Raw genomic sequence first — 14,525 nt, forward strand, 5'->3', positions numbered from 1 at the left:
TAATTCGTCACCATGAGTAGAACAGGATGGCGTTAGCGCGTGGCCTCACACAGCCTCAAACGGGGAGGCATTAAACAACACTAAAGGGGGGGTGTTACGCAAGATCGATAATCCCGCGCTGAATGCTAATAGTCACCGCATGTGTTCGATTGTTGGCTCCGAGTTTGTCCATGATATTTCGAAGATGTCCTTTTACTGTCTCTTCACCTATCGCGAGAGCGACAGCGGTCTCCTTGTTCGACAAGCCGCGAGCGACACATTGCAGTACCTCAAGCTCCCTGCCGGTCAGGCCCTCCTGATCAATATGGGCCGCCAGTTCTTCAGCGATCTCCGGTGGGAAACGCCGTTTACCGGCTGCCAGAGCTCTTATCGTGTCAATTAGCTCACGGCGCAGCATACTTTTTAAGAGATAGCCGCGCGCCCCCGCCTTGATCGCTTTCAACGCTCTTACATCGCCTCGGTAGGTGGTGAGTACCGCGATGCATGCTTGCGGAAACTCCGACATGATGGCGCTAATGGCACAAATGCCATTGAACTCAGGCATCTGAACATCCATAAGCGTAACGTCCGGTTGCGTTGTCCGGTACAAACGGATTGCCTCCAACCCGTTGGAAGCTTCACCCACTACACTTATGTCTTCATAATTGTCCACTACTGCCGCGATACCCTCGCGTATCAGAGAATGGTCATCGACTACCAATACGGAGATGGGCTCCTGATGATCGACCATATGTTTACCCTGTCCTGATTGAACGGTTGTGTTTGTCATCGATTGCTTTTTCATAGGCAATAGTGCCAGGCAATATCAACCTGATACGCGTACCGCTTTGGACGCCGCTAACGATCATCAGATTTGCCTCAATTCTGTCGGCAAGTTCGTATATGCCCCTCAAACCGCCGTGCCCAGGTCTCCCGCGCATTCGTTGGTAGATTGGATCAATGCCAACTCCGTCATCAGCAACAAGCATCTCGAATCTGTCCTTAGCGTAGGTAAAGGTAACGAAAATCTGCGTGGCCTGTGCATGACGCAATGCATTGAAAACCGCTTCTCTTCCCACCTGATAGAAAACGTCACGAACTTCATTGCGCAGCGGCAACGGCTGGCCCACGTTGCTGACGCGGTAGGCTACAGAAAACGAAGCGTCGGCCTCCTGCTGTAACAATTGGAATGCAACAGTCAGATCTTCCGCCGGAGCTATTTCGCCGCGCAACCCCGTAATTCGGTCCCGGCCCTCGGCAATCACTTGATCGGCCCGGTCCAACGCACGCTCCATCGCATGACGAGCATGGAAGTCTTTAGGCAAACTGTCGGCGACCGCCTGGAAGCTGAGCATCATGCCCTGCACGCTTTGCAGTAAGGTGTCATGCAGCTCGCGTGCGATGCGCTCACGCTCATGAAAGCGCTCTTCCAGGCGTGTTCGAAGGGCTGCTTTTTCTCGTTGCGTATAAACACGGGATATCCAGAACACGAGCGCCAGTAGCGCCCCTGAACAAAGCAGTAAAAACCATGGACGCAGATAGAAAACCTGGGGAACGTTGAAAATCAAAGCTTTCTCAGGACGATGGAATTGCCCACTCTCATCAAGCACACGGACATGGAATTCGTAATCATCTGGTCGCAGGCGCGAGAATACAGCTTGCCTGGAACGCCCTGCATCAACCCATTCCGAATCATGGCCACTAAGTCGGTATTGAAAGCGCATCGTCTCTGGTGCGGTGAGGTTTAACGCAGAATAGTCAATAACCAGCCTTTGCGGTGGTGCTGATAAACGAACAGGTGAGGCGGAGATGTCAATATCGACACCATCGGCTGTAAGTGCCTGGATGGTAATGACAGGTGGATGTGTCATATCACTTGGTTTATCGGGATCAATACGGACGACGCCTTGTCCGGTAGCAAACCATAGCGTGCCTTCAGGCGTAGAGACCCCCGTGGGCAGTGGCAATACTTTGTGGGGATCCATGGGTAGTCGGCCAATGTGATCGTGAGAGCTGTACAAGAGTGTGTCACCGCCAGCTATCACTCGCTCAATCTCTGCTGCAGGAAGTTTAAAGATGCCACCGCGGCTATGAACCCAGATGTCCATCCCGGATTCTCCAGCGTTCTTCTCGGCCGGCACGGCGACTAAGGCGTAGATATTCTGAAATGATCCGGCGGCCGGCACATCTAGACGATGAAAGCGTCTATCCTTAAGATAGGCCAGACCATGCTGGCCACCCACCCAGGTGCGTTCTGGCAGATGCAGCATGGCGGTGACATGGCCAATGTCCAGTCCTTCCTGGTAGCTCCAGCGCTCGAACTTCTGCTCGGCAAAGGACACCAGAAGGTTGTCTCGGTAGCCGAACCACAGTTTCCCTGATGGGTCTCGGGAGGCGCTCACAGGCATTACCTGACGCTCCGAATCACTAAATGGGTCAATCTCTTGCCATTGCTGATCAGCCCAGACGAATAGCCCTTCTCTGTTAACTGAGACCCATATATCGCCATTTTTTCCTACCGCCATCGTCCTAATGGCAGATTCCGGGGTGGATTCGACAGGTAATTCTGCGACGTGCACCGGTTCATCGCCCGAAAGTGAGAAAACGCCCTGATACCCGCCAATCAACAAGCCATGTTGCTGACTGTTCACCAATGAGTTGATCGGCATATCTAATTCAAAGGTGGAATGGCTGGCACTCCCGAAACCCTTCAGTTGGCCGTTGTCGGAGCCGACCCAGAGTGAGCCATCACCATCAACTGCCAGTGCAGTACTGCCCACGCCGGTAGATATAGCTAGGGGAGCCAGGGTCTTACGTTGGAGTCGATCCAGCCCCGCATTCGTACCTACCCACAGAGTGCCATCACGGTCGATGAGCTGAGCCAATACATAATCAGAGCTAAGTCCGTCACGAGCGGTATACGAGTTGCTTACATCTCTGCCCTCTGTGGGCTCATGTATCTTTCCGTCAGCAAAGTAATGCAAACCGGATCCATGCGTACCCAGCCAGACACCTCCCTGCTCATCCAGAACGATACTGTTCGCACTTGATATCGGTATCTCTTCAAACTCGACGCCAGAAGAACCTGTCTTTGTCAACCGCAGTAACCGCTCCCTGAGGCGATCAGTTATCCACACGTCGCCTGAGGGGGATGATGCTATTTCCCTGATTGATTGACTCCTGATGCCTGTCCCCATGAACAAAGATGCTCCAGGGGGGAGCATATAAAGTTCCTCTTCGCTCGCTGCCCATATATACCCATCTGCATCAACGTGCACCGCTCGGGCATGGCGGCCAGTAAAGCCCATCTCCTTGCCAATCGGGCGCCAACCTGTGCCATCATGACGCGCAAGCCCCTCATCCGCCGCGGCCCAGACATGCCCCTGCTGATCCTCAGCAAAGCTGTATACCACCCCATTCGGAAGGCCTGGATCAGCCGGTTGCATCACGCCATCTGCGCTGATCAAACGGGCCCCACCGATACGAAAACCCACCCATAGTCCTTCCGCCGTGCTGTCCAGCGCGGAGACTACCCCTAGCGGCTCACCATCAGCAGGCTCGAATTTCTCGAACTCGAAACCATCGAAGCGATACAAGGAATCATGGGTACCCAGCCAAAGGTACCCATCAACGGTTTGCGCAAGCGCGCCCACTGCAGTGGGGCCCTGGTCGCTGGCAGTCCAGCGACGGTGATCCATTTCGTTCGAGATGCGTGCCACTACACTTGAGCAAGCAAGACAGCTAAGCACTAAGCTCAGCAGCAAAATCACAGATGTTCGCAAGGAATACACCTAAAACATGTGTGAAGTACCGAGGCCGTTGAGCGGTTTCAAAACCAGCCCAACTGCTGTTGGAGCCATTCAATAATTCGATCCGCGACATGCTCCCAGCCTGGCTGTGTAATAAGCAGATGGCCGTGCCCGGGAAACGTGATGTAGTCTGTCGGCGCCAAGGACCGCCTCTGATAGAAATAGTTGGCTAAAACCACAGAACTGGCAACCATTCGATCATCATCAGCCGAGATCAGTAATAGCGGCCCTCGCTCCTGAGTGAAGAGTAGCCTGCCACCCACGCCCATTGCTGCAGTTATCATCAGGTTTTGCGGGACTCTGCCTACAAATTTTTCATACAGTTGCTCGGTTGCAAACTGATCTCCTGGATAGGCAACCCGTCGTGAAAACTCCCTGGGAGACATGCGCAGAAAGCGCATTCCATCGAGCCGCTCAACTCTTGCGGTAATTGTCTGCAACAGCGAAAGAATACCTGGGTAGACCCGCTGCGGCGGCCGCGGAGCAATCGCGATGCCAGCCACGCCCAAACCGCGATCCAGTAGCAGCTGAACCACCAGCCCGCCCATCGCATGGCCAATCAGAATAGACGGCGCCGGAAAGGCGGTAATCTGCTTCGCGTAGAAATCCACCAAACGTTTAAGGGGCGACGATCTGCCGTTTTTTCCATGTAGAACTCGATACCAACCTTGCTCGCCTGTGTCTGGCAGCGACAAGACACTGCATGTGTAGCCGCAGGCCTTGAAGTGGCGCTCGAACTTTTCCCATACCGTTGGGTTTAGCCAGTCGCCTTGAATAAAACAGATATGATAGCCCACGATCGGCAATTAGTAGCCTGCTACATGCATTGAATGGTGCTTTACCACAAGCTCCACGCCCGGCTGCTGAAAATGCCGTTCAGCTGATTCGATGCGTCGGCCAAGATTGTAATTAAGACAGCCACGAATCAGATGAGGGTGGGAATCATTCAGGCTAGGAACCACCGTGTCCCCCTGTAAGTCGATAACCTCGGTTGCTACGTTCCGAAAGGCCATGACCTCGGCATCGCTGCCGACAGCGATAAACTCCCCTCTCTTGATTGCGACAGCATTTGCTCGGGGCTTATCTCGTTCCACCGTTTGCAGATCGCCATTGAAGTAATAATGTCCGAAAACATGATGCATCCTTGAATAGATGAGGGAGTCGAGCCTGAAGCCGCTGGAAAAAAGCTGCCAAGGGCACCGGAATTGACGATCAGCGATCAGCTGCGCTAAACACTTGTGATCTACTCGGCGGGCTTGTTGGTCATGACGTAGCGCCGTCATCGTTACTTTGTAGCCAGCCTTCAAACCAACCGGTGACCATCGGCATAAAAACGTAAACCACCAGCAGAACGATGGTGGCCGTGATTAATAGACCACTAGTAAAGTACCCACTCAGCCAAGGCAGATTCGCGAATACCGGGCGCCAGACTAACGGCACCAGCAGGCTAAGCGGTAGAATCACTAGAAAAGTTACGCAAGCTTGCTTCCAGCGCGGCGGCTTGGTGTTTGTCTCCGTTGGAGTAAACCAGAACTCGTTCACAGTACTTACTTCTGTTTGGTCGCCATCAACTAACAGCGACATCGCTTCATTGATCAACTGCTTGCGTTCAACCGAGTCGAGCCATGCTTGCAGCCGCTGTGTACAGCTGAAACGCAAGACGATGGTGAAGAACGTCGACCTTTCGCTACGTTCGCGCATCACATTGGCGCCCAAGTGGCCCTCAAACTGCTTGGCGACATCCATGATCCGTCGTAGCCAAGCTTCGTAAGAATTAATCTGTGCAGTGCGCACGCGGTGGCGAACGACCAGCGTAACAATTTCGTGCAACTGTTGAACCATGACAGGTAACTCCAGCATCAGGGCGGCCAGAGCCGCCCCGTAACGGCCTAGATATCTGCGTGAACCGGCGCCAGCGTGGGGCCGTGCTTCACCCGCTCTTCCGCCTTGTGCACCATGGTGTAGGCATAATCGATGCCCATGCCGTAAGCACCGGAATGCTCTTTCGCCACGGCCATGACCGCGTCGTAGGTATCGCGGTTCTTCCAGTCACGCTGCCACTCCAGCAACACTTGTTGCCATGTCACTGGTACTACCCCAGCCTGCACCATCCGCTGCATCGCGTAGTCGTGGGCCGCCAGGCTGGTGCCACCGGAGGCGTCAGCCACCATGTAGATTTCGTACCCGGCATCATGCATCGCCGAGAGCGCGAAAATTGGTGTTGCAGACTTCTGTCCAAAGACCCGAAACAATGACTTTGTTTCGCCCGTTATTCTTGAGTGCATCGCGTACTTTCTGATCATCCCAGGAGTTCATCGACGTACGTTCGAGGATGGGCGAATCAGGGAAGGCTTCCAGCAGTTCGGGATAGGTGTGGCCCGAAAAGCTCTCGGTCTCGACAGTGGTAATGATCGTCGGGATGCCGAATACTTTCGCGGCCTTTGCCAAGCCAACAACATTGTTCTTCAAAGCTTGTCGGTCAATCGACTGAACTCCGAAAGCCATCTGCGGCTGTTGGTCGATGAAGATCAACTGAGAATTGGTGGGCGTAAGGACTTCAAGCTTGGGGTTCTGCATTGGGATCACCTTTAACAGATGCGATGGGTTTCGTGAAACGCCAATTCACTGTCGCAAAGTAACGCCGCTGATTCTTGGATGGCTGTCTTAGGTTGGGATAAGAGTGTGATGAGAACCCCCGAACAACATTCGAGCGTCCTCAAATATCAACTACGGATAAACGCCAGCACGTCGGCGTTAAACTTATCGGCATCAATCTGCGCAAGGCCCATACGGGCCACTAGGGTAAACTTTCAGGATGGAGTCGCTGACGATCTAAGCAGCCAACTCCGCAGAAACGGCAAGCGGCAAGAGTTGATGTACCGTCACCTCTTTTTGTTCCATAACTTTACATGGTCAGTTTGAGGGGCGATCAATCACAGCACGGAACGTAATTTCGACGAGCTGCACAGGTAGTGCCAGTTGAGACACACCAAAGATGCTGCTAGCGCACTGTGGTATATTTGTACCATACATTTCTTTGCGAACCTTAGCGGCGGCAGCGAAGCCTGAAGGCCCATCTAGAACAAACACGCCTTCTTCAACAACATCATCCAACGTCGCACCAAACTCAGCAAGCATCGTTTTAGCATTGACGTATGTCTGACGGAATTGCTCCTCCATCTGAGAGTAGTCAACTGGTTTTCCTACCTTATCCAGTACCGCGGGCGCAATAAAATTCCCTTCGACGTCATGGCTCAATTGTCCAGACAGATAGATAGTGTCCTTGACTTGGATAGCCTGAACGTAGCCGTAGGCGCCTTCCCAGGCGACGCCAAAATTCGCGACCTTTTTGACCAGTTCTGTATTTTTCATGATAGTCCCTCTATTAAGGCGATTTCCGACAGGTTGATAAGATTCTGCACGTTTACAATTCGGACAAATGTATTGAATGTCGTAGAACACCCATTAACTATCGCAAGCTGACCGCGTTTATTATTGGACGACTGTCTTTGCTTGGTATGATTATGTGATCCATGATGCCCAAACAGCGTTCGAACATCGCAGAAGTGTCAACTACGGATAAACGCCAATACATCCACGTTGAACTGATCGGCATCAATATGGGCGAGTCCGTGCGAACCGCCGGGGTAGACTTTCAGAATCGAGCCGTTGACCAGAGCGGAAGCCAACTCCGCGGAAGCGGTTCGCGGCAGTAACCGCACGAATTCCGTAGAACTCCGCAATTGCGAACCATCAGGCTTTTTATCGGTTTTAAGTACCGAAGGCGGCACCGCACCAACCAATACGACTTTAGCCACCCGCGCAGAACCATGACGACCGATATAGTGCGCCACCTCCCCGCCGCCAGTGGAGTGTCCGATCATGATGATATTGCGAATATCCAGATGCTCAAAAAGCTCTGCGAGATCATCAGCATAACGATCCATATTATTGCCATCCCAGGTCTGCTCCGAGCGTCCGTGGCCCCGGCGGTCATGCGAAATAACCCGGTAGCCCTGCTGACCAAAAAACAGCATCTGGTTATTCCAGGCGTCTGAGGAAAGCGGCCAACCGTGCGAGAAAAAGACTGGCTGGCCCGAGCCCCAATCCTTATAGAGGAGTGTAACGTTATCGCTGGTAGTGAACGTAGTCAGGGATACAGCTCCTGTTGGCGGATACCACTGAGACGATAAGGCGCTAATAACGAAGACAATAGAACAAAGATGTCGCGTTTGGATGAATAGAGGTTTCAAGAACTGGTGGAAGAGACTAAAAACACCGTCCGGGTTGACGGAAGAAGCCAAAGCGCTGACCGGCATTTCAACGATCTTGAGTTGTTCACAACAAAAGGTCGTGACTCGGTATAGGGAAACTATCTATGGGCATTTCACGGCCATTTATTTAAATCAACGTATACTGGCTGCGGGCATGGCGGATTGTTGCAGGAGGGATAACGAGACTCGCAAGCTATCAACTTTCACACATCGCTGAATAAGTCTCGTCATCCCTGCTCCGACTATTTTGCGCTATCAGGCACTGGCGTATTGAGCAACTGCTGCTCCCACATGTACGCGATACCGCTGCCACCGCCATGCTGCTGCATCACCTCAATCAGCTCATCGATATGTTCGGTCCGCGCCCAGTCTCGCTGCCACTCAGACGCCACAGCCACCCAAGTCATCATATTTACGCCGGCCGCAATCATGCGCTGGATGGCGACTTCGTGGGCCTCAACCGAAACACCACCTGATGCATCCGTGACTACAGTGACATCCCATCCCTCACCAGCAGCCTGGATAGCCGGCATCGCGACACATATTTCGGTCCAAAGACCAGCGATGATCAGTTGCTTGCGGCCCGTCGCCTTGACCGCGTCTACTGTCGGCTTGTCTTCCCAAGTGTTGATCAATGTGCGGTCGATCACCTCCTGGTCGGGGAATACATCAGTGATCTGAGGAAAGATATTACCGCCTTGGGCAGCGATTACACTCGTCAGGATTGTGGGAAAGTGTCCGTACTTACACCCGCTTCAATTGTCCAGCTCTTCCATAGCGGCTTTCTGCCACAAGTACATGAGTCAGCCAGCTTAGATCGCTAATGTAGGTAGGGAGGGGCTACCCAAAGGACCTTTTGAACTCCCTGGATCGTCCAGACGCATCCGAGACAAGCCAGGTAAAGCCAACTCAAAAGTGTAGGTTAAAGTGTGGGTTTCTAGACATAAGAAACAAAAAAAGCCGCTGAAATCAGCGGCTTATTCATATTCTTTGGCGGAGAGGGAGGGATTCGAACCCTCGAAGCCTTTCGACTTACACACTTTCCAGGCGTGCTCCTTCGACCACTCGGACACCTCTCCACATTGTGGTCCTTGCGATGCGCTTGGCATCCCTCAAGAACGGCGCAAATGGTAGCGAGCTAAGCCCGCGATTGCAAGCCATTTTTTGGTTTCAAGGCGTGGATGTAGCAGGCAGTACGGCATAATCGCCCTCGGCTTCGAGGCATAGCGAATCGCCTACGAATAACTGTTGCACAAGAGCCAGGCGCCCTTTGCCAGAACTCTTTAGACGCGCATCAAGCTGCTGAGGCCCATCCTCATCGCGCGGCCGGCATTCCAGACGGTAATTGCCATTGACCGGGGCAAGAAAACGTTGACCAGCCTTGGCAACTACCACGTCCTGTTCACGCTGATGCGCACGCAACCAGAGCGTGGCCCAGCACCACCCGATCAGTGTCGTCTGTGCTGCCAGTGAGCCACCGAATCCTGTGCCTTTGTCGTTGAGGTTGGGCCCGAGCGCAAGCTCCCAGATCAGCGACTCATGCTGCCAATACATACGCTTCAGGCCCAAGTGCCCAACTAGCGGAATCGCCTCATTCAACCAGTGCTGAAACGCCTCCATGTCTTCGCCCTGCCCTGCACGGTTGGCTTCGGGCAATGGCAGACGTGGAAAAGGAACGCCGGGATGTCGCATGGCGTGCTAGTCCCACCGCTCGACGAAATCGCTCGGATTGCGTTCGGGTAGCGGTTTGTGACGTCCCCCCAATTGGCCCAGGTAGAGGAAACCGACAATCTGATCATGTTCCTCCAGGCCGAGACCTTGCCGTACTGTTTCGTCGAAGGCGAAGGTGCCAGTACGCCACATTGCACCCAGGCCCAAGGCCTGAGCAGCAAGCAGTATGCCGTGAGCGGCACAGCCTGCCGATATCACCTGCTCGACCGGTGGCACCTTGGGCAGGTTGGGCGTCACCTTGGCAATGACGGCAATAATCATAGGCGCCCTCTTGGGCTTCTTGCGAATTGACTCCAACTGGGTTTCATCAATGCCTGGATTGGCACGTCTCTCGCCTTCGGCAAACAAGTCGCCCAAACGATTGATACCATCACCGCTGAACTCGATGAAACGCCACGGCGTCAGCTCCTTATGATCGGGGGCTCTAAGCGCGGCACGATACATAGCGTCAAGCTGGTCACGGCTGGGGGGCGGCCCCATCAGCTTGCCCATTGAATTTCGTTCGTGCAGCAGCGTCATTGCATCCATGGCAGCGCCCTTCAAAAGAGAATATTTCTCAATACTCTATCGTAATTTGTTACTGCCGCGCCAATCGCAGTGGCTCGGGTGGGTGCTCACCGGGTGTACCGCGCCACGGGCTGATGTCGAGACCGCCCCGCCGAACATAACGAGCCATGACCAGCAGGCGCTCCGGGCGCGCCTTGGCCATCAGGTCGGTAAAGATATGCTCAACACAATGTTCGTGGAAATCTTGATGCTGGCGATAGGACACGACATAACGCAGCAGCCCTTCACGATCTATCCTCGGCCCACGGTAACGGATCAGCACACTCCCCCAGTCCGGCTGCCCGGTCACCGGGCAGTTGGACTTGAGTAGATGCGAGTACAGGCTCTCTTCGACGATCTCATCGCTAACGGAGAGCAGTTCGGGATTGGGTGCATAGTCGGTAACCTCGATATCGAGCCCATCAATGCATTCCCCGGGTAACTGACGCGGCATCAGCGCATCGTCGTCGAGACTCAGCAAGCTGACGTCGACAACGCCACCGGCAGCGGCTGTCAGGTCCTTCTCAAGTATCCGAAGGACCTCGCCACGGTCCGCAAAACGGGTCTGGTTGAAGCTATTGAGGTAGAGCTTCCAGGACTTGGATTCGATCAGATTGGGCGACGTGGCCGGCAGGCGAAACCTCGCAACGGCGACGATAGGCTTGCCGCGACTATCGAGCCAGGACATCTCGAAGGCATGCCACTCATCTTCACCGACGAAAGGCAGATCGGCGTCATCGATCCCCAACGGGGCGCGATTGGCGGTTCGTGCAATGGGGAATAGCAGCGCTGGATCGTACTGCTCGGGGTACGCCGACTCGCGGCCCAGCGGCGCATCCTTGAGGGTGTCGGGGCGATGTGTCATGACGTCAGCTCCTGATGCCCTTACCCCGCTCCAGCATCCACAATGCCAGGACGAAGAAGGCCACGATGAAAATGGCGATCGCAACGAGCGCTCCCGCGACCGGAATATCGGAAACACCCAGAATGCCGTAACGGAAGGCATTGACCATGTACAGGATCGGGTTGGCCAGCGACACGCTCTGCCAGAACTCCGGCAGCATGTTGATCGAGTAGAACACCCCACCCAGATAGGTCAGCGGCGTGAGAACGAAGATCGGCACGATGGAAATATCATCGAACTTGTGTGCTAGCAAGGCATTGATAAAACCGCCGATGGAGAACAGCGTTGCGGTCATGGTCACCACACCCAGTGTCACCAACGGATGGTGGATATTCAGATCGGTGAAGAAGAAAGACACCAGAGTCACGATCAGCCCTACCCCCAGGCCACGCGCCATGCCACCAAGCACGAAGCCCGCCAGGATCACCCAGTTGGGCATCGGCGACACCATCATCTCCTCCACCGAGCGCTGAAACTTGTTGGAGAAGAACGACGACGCAACGTTGGAATAGCTATTGGTGATAACGGACATCATGATCAGCCCCGGCACGATATAGGCCATATAGCTAATGCCATCCATCTCACCGATGCGCGAGCCGATCAGGTTGCCAAAAATGATGAAATACATGGTCATGGTGATCGAGGGCGGCAGTAGTGTCTGCGGCCAGATGCGCGTAAAACGGCGCACTTCCTTGACGACCAAAGTCCACAGAGAAATCAGGATCTGCTGGGGATTCATTACTGCGCTTCCTCCTGGGCTGCCTGCTCCGCCTGTGTCTTGGCGTTGTTACCCTCGACCATAGTGACGAATAGCTCTTCCAAGCGATTGGCGCGGTTGCGCATCGATAGTACTTGAATGTCTTGCTCGGAAAGCTGGGTGAAAACGTCATTGAGGCGCTGCCCCTTCCTGACGGAAAGCGCGAGTTGCGCGCTGTCGACCTTCTCGACCTCGAAGCCCTCGACTCGGGGCACCTCGGTGATCGGATGCGCCAGGTCGAGCAGGAAGGTTTCGGTGTCGAGCTCGGTCAGCAGATCACGTACCGAGGTATTCCTGACGATCACGCCATGATTAATGATCGCGATATTGCGGCACAGGCTCTCGGCTTCCTCGAGATAGTGCGTAGTCAAGATAATGGTGGTGCCTTCTTCACGATTGATGCGTCGCATGTAGTCCCACATGCTGCGACGCAACTCGATATCCACTCCGGCAGTCGGCTCGTCGAGAATGAGCAGACGCGGACGATGGATGAGCGCCCGTGCGATCATCAGCCGGCGTTTCATGCCTCCGGATAGCATACGTGCCGGCCCATGGCGCTTGTCCCACAGACCCAAATCCTTGAGCAGTTGATCACAGCGCGGCTTGGCTTGGCGTAGCGGCAGCCCGTAATAGCCTGCCTGAGCAAGGATGATATCTTCGACCTTTTCAAACTGGGAGAAGTTGAACTCTTGGGGCACTACACCCAGATGGTACTTGGCCTTGGCGAAGTCGCGGTCGATATCGACTCCATAGATCTTTACCTGACCGGCGGTTTTCTGGACCAGCGAGCAGACAATACCCAAGGTGGTCGATTTACCCGCCCCATTGGGGCCAAGCAGCGCAAAGAAATCTCCTTCCGGGACATCCAGATCGATGCCCTTAAGGGCATGGAAGCCATTGCCGTAGACCTTGGTCAGCCCACGGATGGACAAAGCCGGTTCCGCCATCAAAGGCACCTGTCGTCAGTCGGTCGTTAGGGAAAAGAAAACCAGTAAGATGCGGCCTGAATCATAAAAATCAATGCCTGGCTAACGATTTAACCGAGATATCGACCTATAGGCTAACGTAGTCAGTAGCAAGCAACGCCGCTGCAACGCTGGTCAACAGCGCATACCATGGGAAACAGTAAAGAAGGTAGAAAGCAGAAAAAGGTGGAGCGGGAAATGAGAAGGCGACTGGTTGGTATTCCTGCAGGCTGGCATTCCAGCTTGCAACCCAACCACGCTAGAAGATCAAAAAACGATGGAGCGGGAAACGAGATTCGAACTCGCGACCCTCGCCTTGGCAAGGCGATGCTCTACCACTGAGCTATTCCCGCCTATCGAGAGGAAGCAAGCAAGTGGCGTCCCATAGGGGGTTCGAACCCCTGTTACCGCCGTGAAAGGGCGGTGTCCTGGACCACTAGACGAATGGGACGCATGGAGCGGGAAACGAGATTCGAACTCGCGACCCTCGCCTTGGCAAGGCGATGCTCTACCACTGAGCTATTCCCGCATAGCTTGCATACTACGTTAAACCGGAAGTGGCGTCCCATAGGGGGTTCGAACCCCTGTTACCGCCGTGAAAGGGCGGTGTCCTAGACCACTAGACGAATGGGACGCATAGAGCGGAAAATCATGAGTCGATCGGACTGGCATGCCAGCTCGCAACCCCTTTTACCAACTCTTTACCAGCCTTGCTACCGAAACGATGCTTGGAGCGGGAAACGAGATTCGAACTCGCGACCCTCGCCTTGGCAAGGCGATGCTCTACCACTGAGCTATTCCCGCTTATACACCAATCCGGTACTCGATGAGAAAGTGGCGTCCCATAGGGGGTTCGAACCCCTGTTACCGCCGTGAAAGGGCGGTGTCCTGGACCACTAGACGAATGGGACGCAGTGCCTTGCCTCGTCGAGGTGGCGCGTATATTAATTAGCCTTGCCGAGGCTGTCAAGCGCAAGGACGCCCGCTTCGCTATCGCCATGAGATTTGGCAATGTACCCGTAATTCCCCCACTCTCTTTGGGTAAGCACGGGCAATATCTACACCTAGCGTCACCAGCCAATCAACGGGAGGACACCATGCGCAAGAAACTCGAGAAGAGCGATGCCGAATGGCGCGAACAGCTCACCCCAGAGCAGTACCAGGTGACACGCGAGAAAGGGACGGAGCCACCCTTCAGCGGTGAGTATCAGGTGAATGACGAACAGGGCATCTACCATTGCGTGTGCTGTGGTGCCGCGCTATTCGAAAACGAGCATAAGTTCGATGCAGGCTGCGGCTGGCCCAGTTTCGATCGTCCGTTGGGTCGGGAAGCCGTGGAGGAACACTTTGATGACTCACACGGCATGCGTCGTACAGAAGTGGTGTGCTCACGCTGCGATGCCCACCTGGGCCATGTCTTTCCCGACGGCCCTCAGCAGACCACGGGGTTGCGCTACTGTATCAATTCCGTAGCACTGACCTTTCATTCCGGCGAATAGACACCTAACCGCGTTGATGGCGCCGATCTGCTAAGATGGGCGCCCTTTTCATCGCTATCGG

At 54.4% G+C, this 14,525-nt stretch carries 16 protein-coding genes and 7 tRNA genes; 1 reads left to right on the forward strand and 22 read right to left on the reverse strand.

The window, feature by feature from the left end; all coding sequences use genetic code 11:
- Nucleotides 1-94: 94 nt before the first annotated feature.
- The 22 genes from F568_RS0100150 to F568_RS0100250 form a co-directional block, all read right to left on the reverse strand.
- A complete protein-coding gene (locus F568_RS0100150) occupies nucleotides 95-730 on the reverse strand; it encodes a response regulator (protein WP_019016677.1) in 636 nt (211 codons plus the stop codon).
- Nucleotides 731-734: 4 nt separating this feature from the next.
- Nucleotides 735-3,677: a sensor histidine kinase gene (locus tag F568_RS21870; protein WP_019016678.1), complete on the reverse strand. Its 2,943-nt coding sequence runs from the start codon at nucleotides 3,675-3,677 to the stop codon at nucleotides 735-737.
- A gap of 131 nt (nucleotides 3,678-3,808) precedes the next feature.
- Nucleotides 3,809-4,585, reverse strand: a complete 777-nt coding sequence (locus tag F568_RS0100160) for an alpha/beta fold hydrolase (protein ID WP_040475739.1) — start codon at nucleotides 4,583-4,585, stop codon at nucleotides 3,809-3,811.
- A gap of 9 nt (nucleotides 4,586-4,594) precedes the next feature.
- Nucleotides 4,595-5,071 (reverse strand): hypothetical protein, encoded by a 477-nt coding sequence (locus F568_RS25345; protein ID WP_189459631.1) that lies wholly within the window; start codon nucleotides 5,069-5,071, stop codon nucleotides 4,595-4,597.
- Complete coding sequence (locus F568_RS0100170; RefSeq protein WP_019016681.1) at nucleotides 5,052-5,630, reverse strand: putative antibiotic biosynthesis monooxygenase; 579 nt, start codon at nucleotides 5,628-5,630, stop codon at nucleotides 5,052-5,054. Before F568_RS0100170 ends, F568_RS25345 begins: the two co-directional genes overlap by 20 nt.
- Nucleotides 5,631-5,677: 47 nt before the next feature.
- Nucleotides 5,678-5,959, reverse strand: coding sequence for a cysteine hydrolase family protein (locus tag F568_RS26010; protein WP_268247045.1), 282 nt, complete (start codon nucleotides 5,957-5,959; stop codon nucleotides 5,678-5,680).
- Between the two features lie 19 nt (nucleotides 5,960-5,978).
- Nucleotides 5,979-6,365 carry an isochorismatase family protein gene (locus F568_RS26015; protein ID WP_268247046.1) on the reverse strand — a complete coding sequence of 129 codons (387 nt, stop codon included), beginning with the start codon at nucleotides 6,363-6,365 and terminating at the stop codon, nucleotides 5,979-5,981.
- Between the two features lie 336 nt (nucleotides 6,366-6,701).
- On the reverse strand, nucleotides 6,702-7,160 hold the full coding sequence (locus F568_RS0100180; protein WP_019016682.1) for a RidA family protein: 459 nt from the start codon (nucleotides 7,158-7,160) through the stop codon (nucleotides 6,702-6,704).
- Nucleotides 7,161-7,357: 197 nt separating this feature from the next.
- On the reverse strand, nucleotides 7,358-8,107 hold the full coding sequence (locus F568_RS0100185; protein WP_244874804.1) for an alpha/beta fold hydrolase: 750 nt from the start codon (nucleotides 8,105-8,107) through the stop codon (nucleotides 7,358-7,360).
- A gap of 197 nt (nucleotides 8,108-8,304) precedes the next feature.
- Nucleotides 8,305-8,787, reverse strand: coding sequence for an isochorismatase family protein (locus F568_RS21880; RefSeq protein WP_308428046.1), 483 nt, complete (start codon nucleotides 8,785-8,787; stop codon nucleotides 8,305-8,307).
- Nucleotides 8,788-9,053: 266 nt separating this feature from the next.
- Nucleotides 9,054-9,141 (reverse strand) — tRNA-Ser (locus F568_RS0100195).
- A gap of 91 nt (nucleotides 9,142-9,232) precedes the next feature.
- Complete coding sequence (locus F568_RS0100200; RefSeq protein WP_019016685.1) at nucleotides 9,233-9,754, reverse strand: YiiD C-terminal domain-containing protein; 522 nt, start codon at nucleotides 9,752-9,754, stop codon at nucleotides 9,233-9,235.
- Between the two features lie 6 nt (nucleotides 9,755-9,760).
- Nucleotides 9,761-10,321 carry a nitroreductase family protein gene (locus F568_RS0100205; RefSeq protein ID WP_019016686.1) on the reverse strand — a complete coding sequence of 187 codons (561 nt, stop codon included), beginning with the start codon at nucleotides 10,319-10,321 and terminating at the stop codon, nucleotides 9,761-9,763.
- A 49-nt stretch (nucleotides 10,322-10,370) separates the two neighbouring features.
- Nucleotides 10,371-11,204, reverse strand: coding sequence for an NADPH-dependent 7-cyano-7-deazaguanine reductase QueF (queF, locus tag F568_RS0100210; protein WP_019016687.1), 834 nt, complete (start codon nucleotides 11,202-11,204; stop codon nucleotides 10,371-10,373).
- Nucleotides 11,205-11,208: 4 nt separating this feature from the next.
- A complete protein-coding gene (locus tag F568_RS0100215) occupies nucleotides 11,209-11,982 on the reverse strand; it encodes an ABC transporter permease (RefSeq protein ID WP_019016688.1) in 774 nt (257 codons plus the stop codon).
- A complete protein-coding gene (locus tag F568_RS0100220; RefSeq protein WP_019016689.1) occupies nucleotides 11,982-12,947 on the reverse strand; it encodes an ABC transporter ATP-binding protein in 966 nt (321 codons plus the stop codon). The genes F568_RS0100215 and F568_RS0100220 overlap by 1 nt, the downstream gene beginning before the upstream one ends.
- A 296-nt stretch (nucleotides 12,948-13,243) precedes the next feature.
- Nucleotides 13,244-13,318: transfer RNA gene (locus F568_RS0100225), tRNA-Gly, on the reverse strand.
- A 22-nt stretch (nucleotides 13,319-13,340) separates the two neighbouring features.
- Nucleotides 13,341-13,416: transfer RNA gene (locus F568_RS0100230), tRNA-Glu, on the reverse strand.
- A gap of 3 nt (nucleotides 13,417-13,419) precedes the next feature.
- Nucleotides 13,420-13,494 (reverse strand) — tRNA-Gly (locus F568_RS0100235).
- Nucleotides 13,495-13,523: 29 nt separating this feature from the next.
- Nucleotides 13,524-13,599 (reverse strand) — tRNA-Glu (locus tag F568_RS0100240).
- Between the two features lie 95 nt (nucleotides 13,600-13,694).
- Nucleotides 13,695-13,769: transfer RNA gene (locus F568_RS0100245), tRNA-Gly, on the reverse strand.
- A gap of 31 nt (nucleotides 13,770-13,800) precedes the next feature.
- Nucleotides 13,801-13,876, reverse strand: a tRNA-Glu gene (locus F568_RS0100250).
- 186 nt (nucleotides 13,877-14,062) lie between these two features.
- Here F568_RS0100250 and msrB point away from each other — a divergent pair.
- Nucleotides 14,063-14,464 carry a peptide-methionine (R)-S-oxide reductase MsrB gene (msrB, locus tag F568_RS0100255; protein ID WP_019016690.1) on the forward strand — a complete coding sequence of 134 codons (402 nt, stop codon included), beginning with the start codon at nucleotides 14,063-14,065 and terminating at the stop codon, nucleotides 14,462-14,464.
- Nucleotides 14,465-14,525: the final 61 nt, after the last annotated feature.

The sequence above is a fragment of the Modicisalibacter luteus DSM 23508 genome (assembly GCF_000378505.1).
Taxonomy (GTDB): Bacteria; Pseudomonadota; Gammaproteobacteria; order Pseudomonadales; family Halomonadaceae; genus Modicisalibacter; species Modicisalibacter luteus.

Coding starts and splice junctions, on each gene's coding strand:
- F568_RS0100150 (WP_019016677.1), bottom strand. CDS start 730: ATGGTCGATCATCAGGAGCCCATCTCCGTATTGGTAGTCGATGACCAT.
- F568_RS21870 (WP_019016678.1), bottom strand. CDS start 3,677: ATGGATCACCGTCGCTGGACTGCCAGCGACCAGGGCCCCACTGCAGTG.
- F568_RS25345 (WP_189459631.1), bottom strand. CDS start 5,071: ATGACGGCGCTACGTCATGACCAACAAGCCCGCCGAGTAGATCACAAG.
- F568_RS0100170 (WP_019016681.1), bottom strand. CDS start 5,630: ATGGTTCAACAGTTGCACGAAATTGTTACGCTGGTCGTTCGCCACCGC.
- F568_RS26010 (WP_268247045.1), bottom strand. CDS start 5,959: ATGGTGGCTGACGCCTCCGGTGGCACCAGCCTGGCGGCCCACGACTAC.
- F568_RS26015 (WP_268247046.1), bottom strand. CDS start 6,365: ATGCAGAACCCCAAGCTTGAAGTCCTTACGCCCACCAATTCTCAGTTG.
- F568_RS0100180 (WP_019016682.1), bottom strand. CDS start 7,160: ATGAAAAATACAGAACTGGTCAAAAAGGTCGCGAATTTTGGCGTCGCC.
- F568_RS0100185 (WP_244874804.1), bottom strand. CDS start 8,107: ATGCCGGTCAGCGCTTTGGCTTCTTCCGTCAACCCGGACGGTGTTTTT.
- F568_RS0100200 (WP_019016685.1), bottom strand. CDS start 9,754: ATGCGACATCCCGGCGTTCCTTTTCCACGTCTGCCATTGCCCGAAGCC.
- F568_RS0100205 (WP_019016686.1), bottom strand. CDS start 10,321: ATGGATGCAATGACGCTGCTGCACGAACGAAATTCAATGGGCAAGCTG.
- queF (WP_019016687.1), bottom strand. CDS start 11,204: ATGACACATCGCCCCGACACCCTCAAGGATGCGCCGCTGGGCCGCGAG.
- F568_RS0100215 (WP_019016688.1), bottom strand. CDS start 11,982: ATGAATCCCCAGCAGATCCTGATTTCTCTGTGGACTTTGGTCGTCAAG.
- F568_RS0100220 (WP_019016689.1), bottom strand. CDS start 12,947: ATGGCGGAACCGGCTTTGTCCATCCGTGGGCTGACCAAGGTCTACGGC.
- msrB (WP_019016690.1), top strand. CDS start 14,063: ATGCGCAAGAAACTCGAGAAGAGCGATGCCGAATGGCGCGAACAGCTC.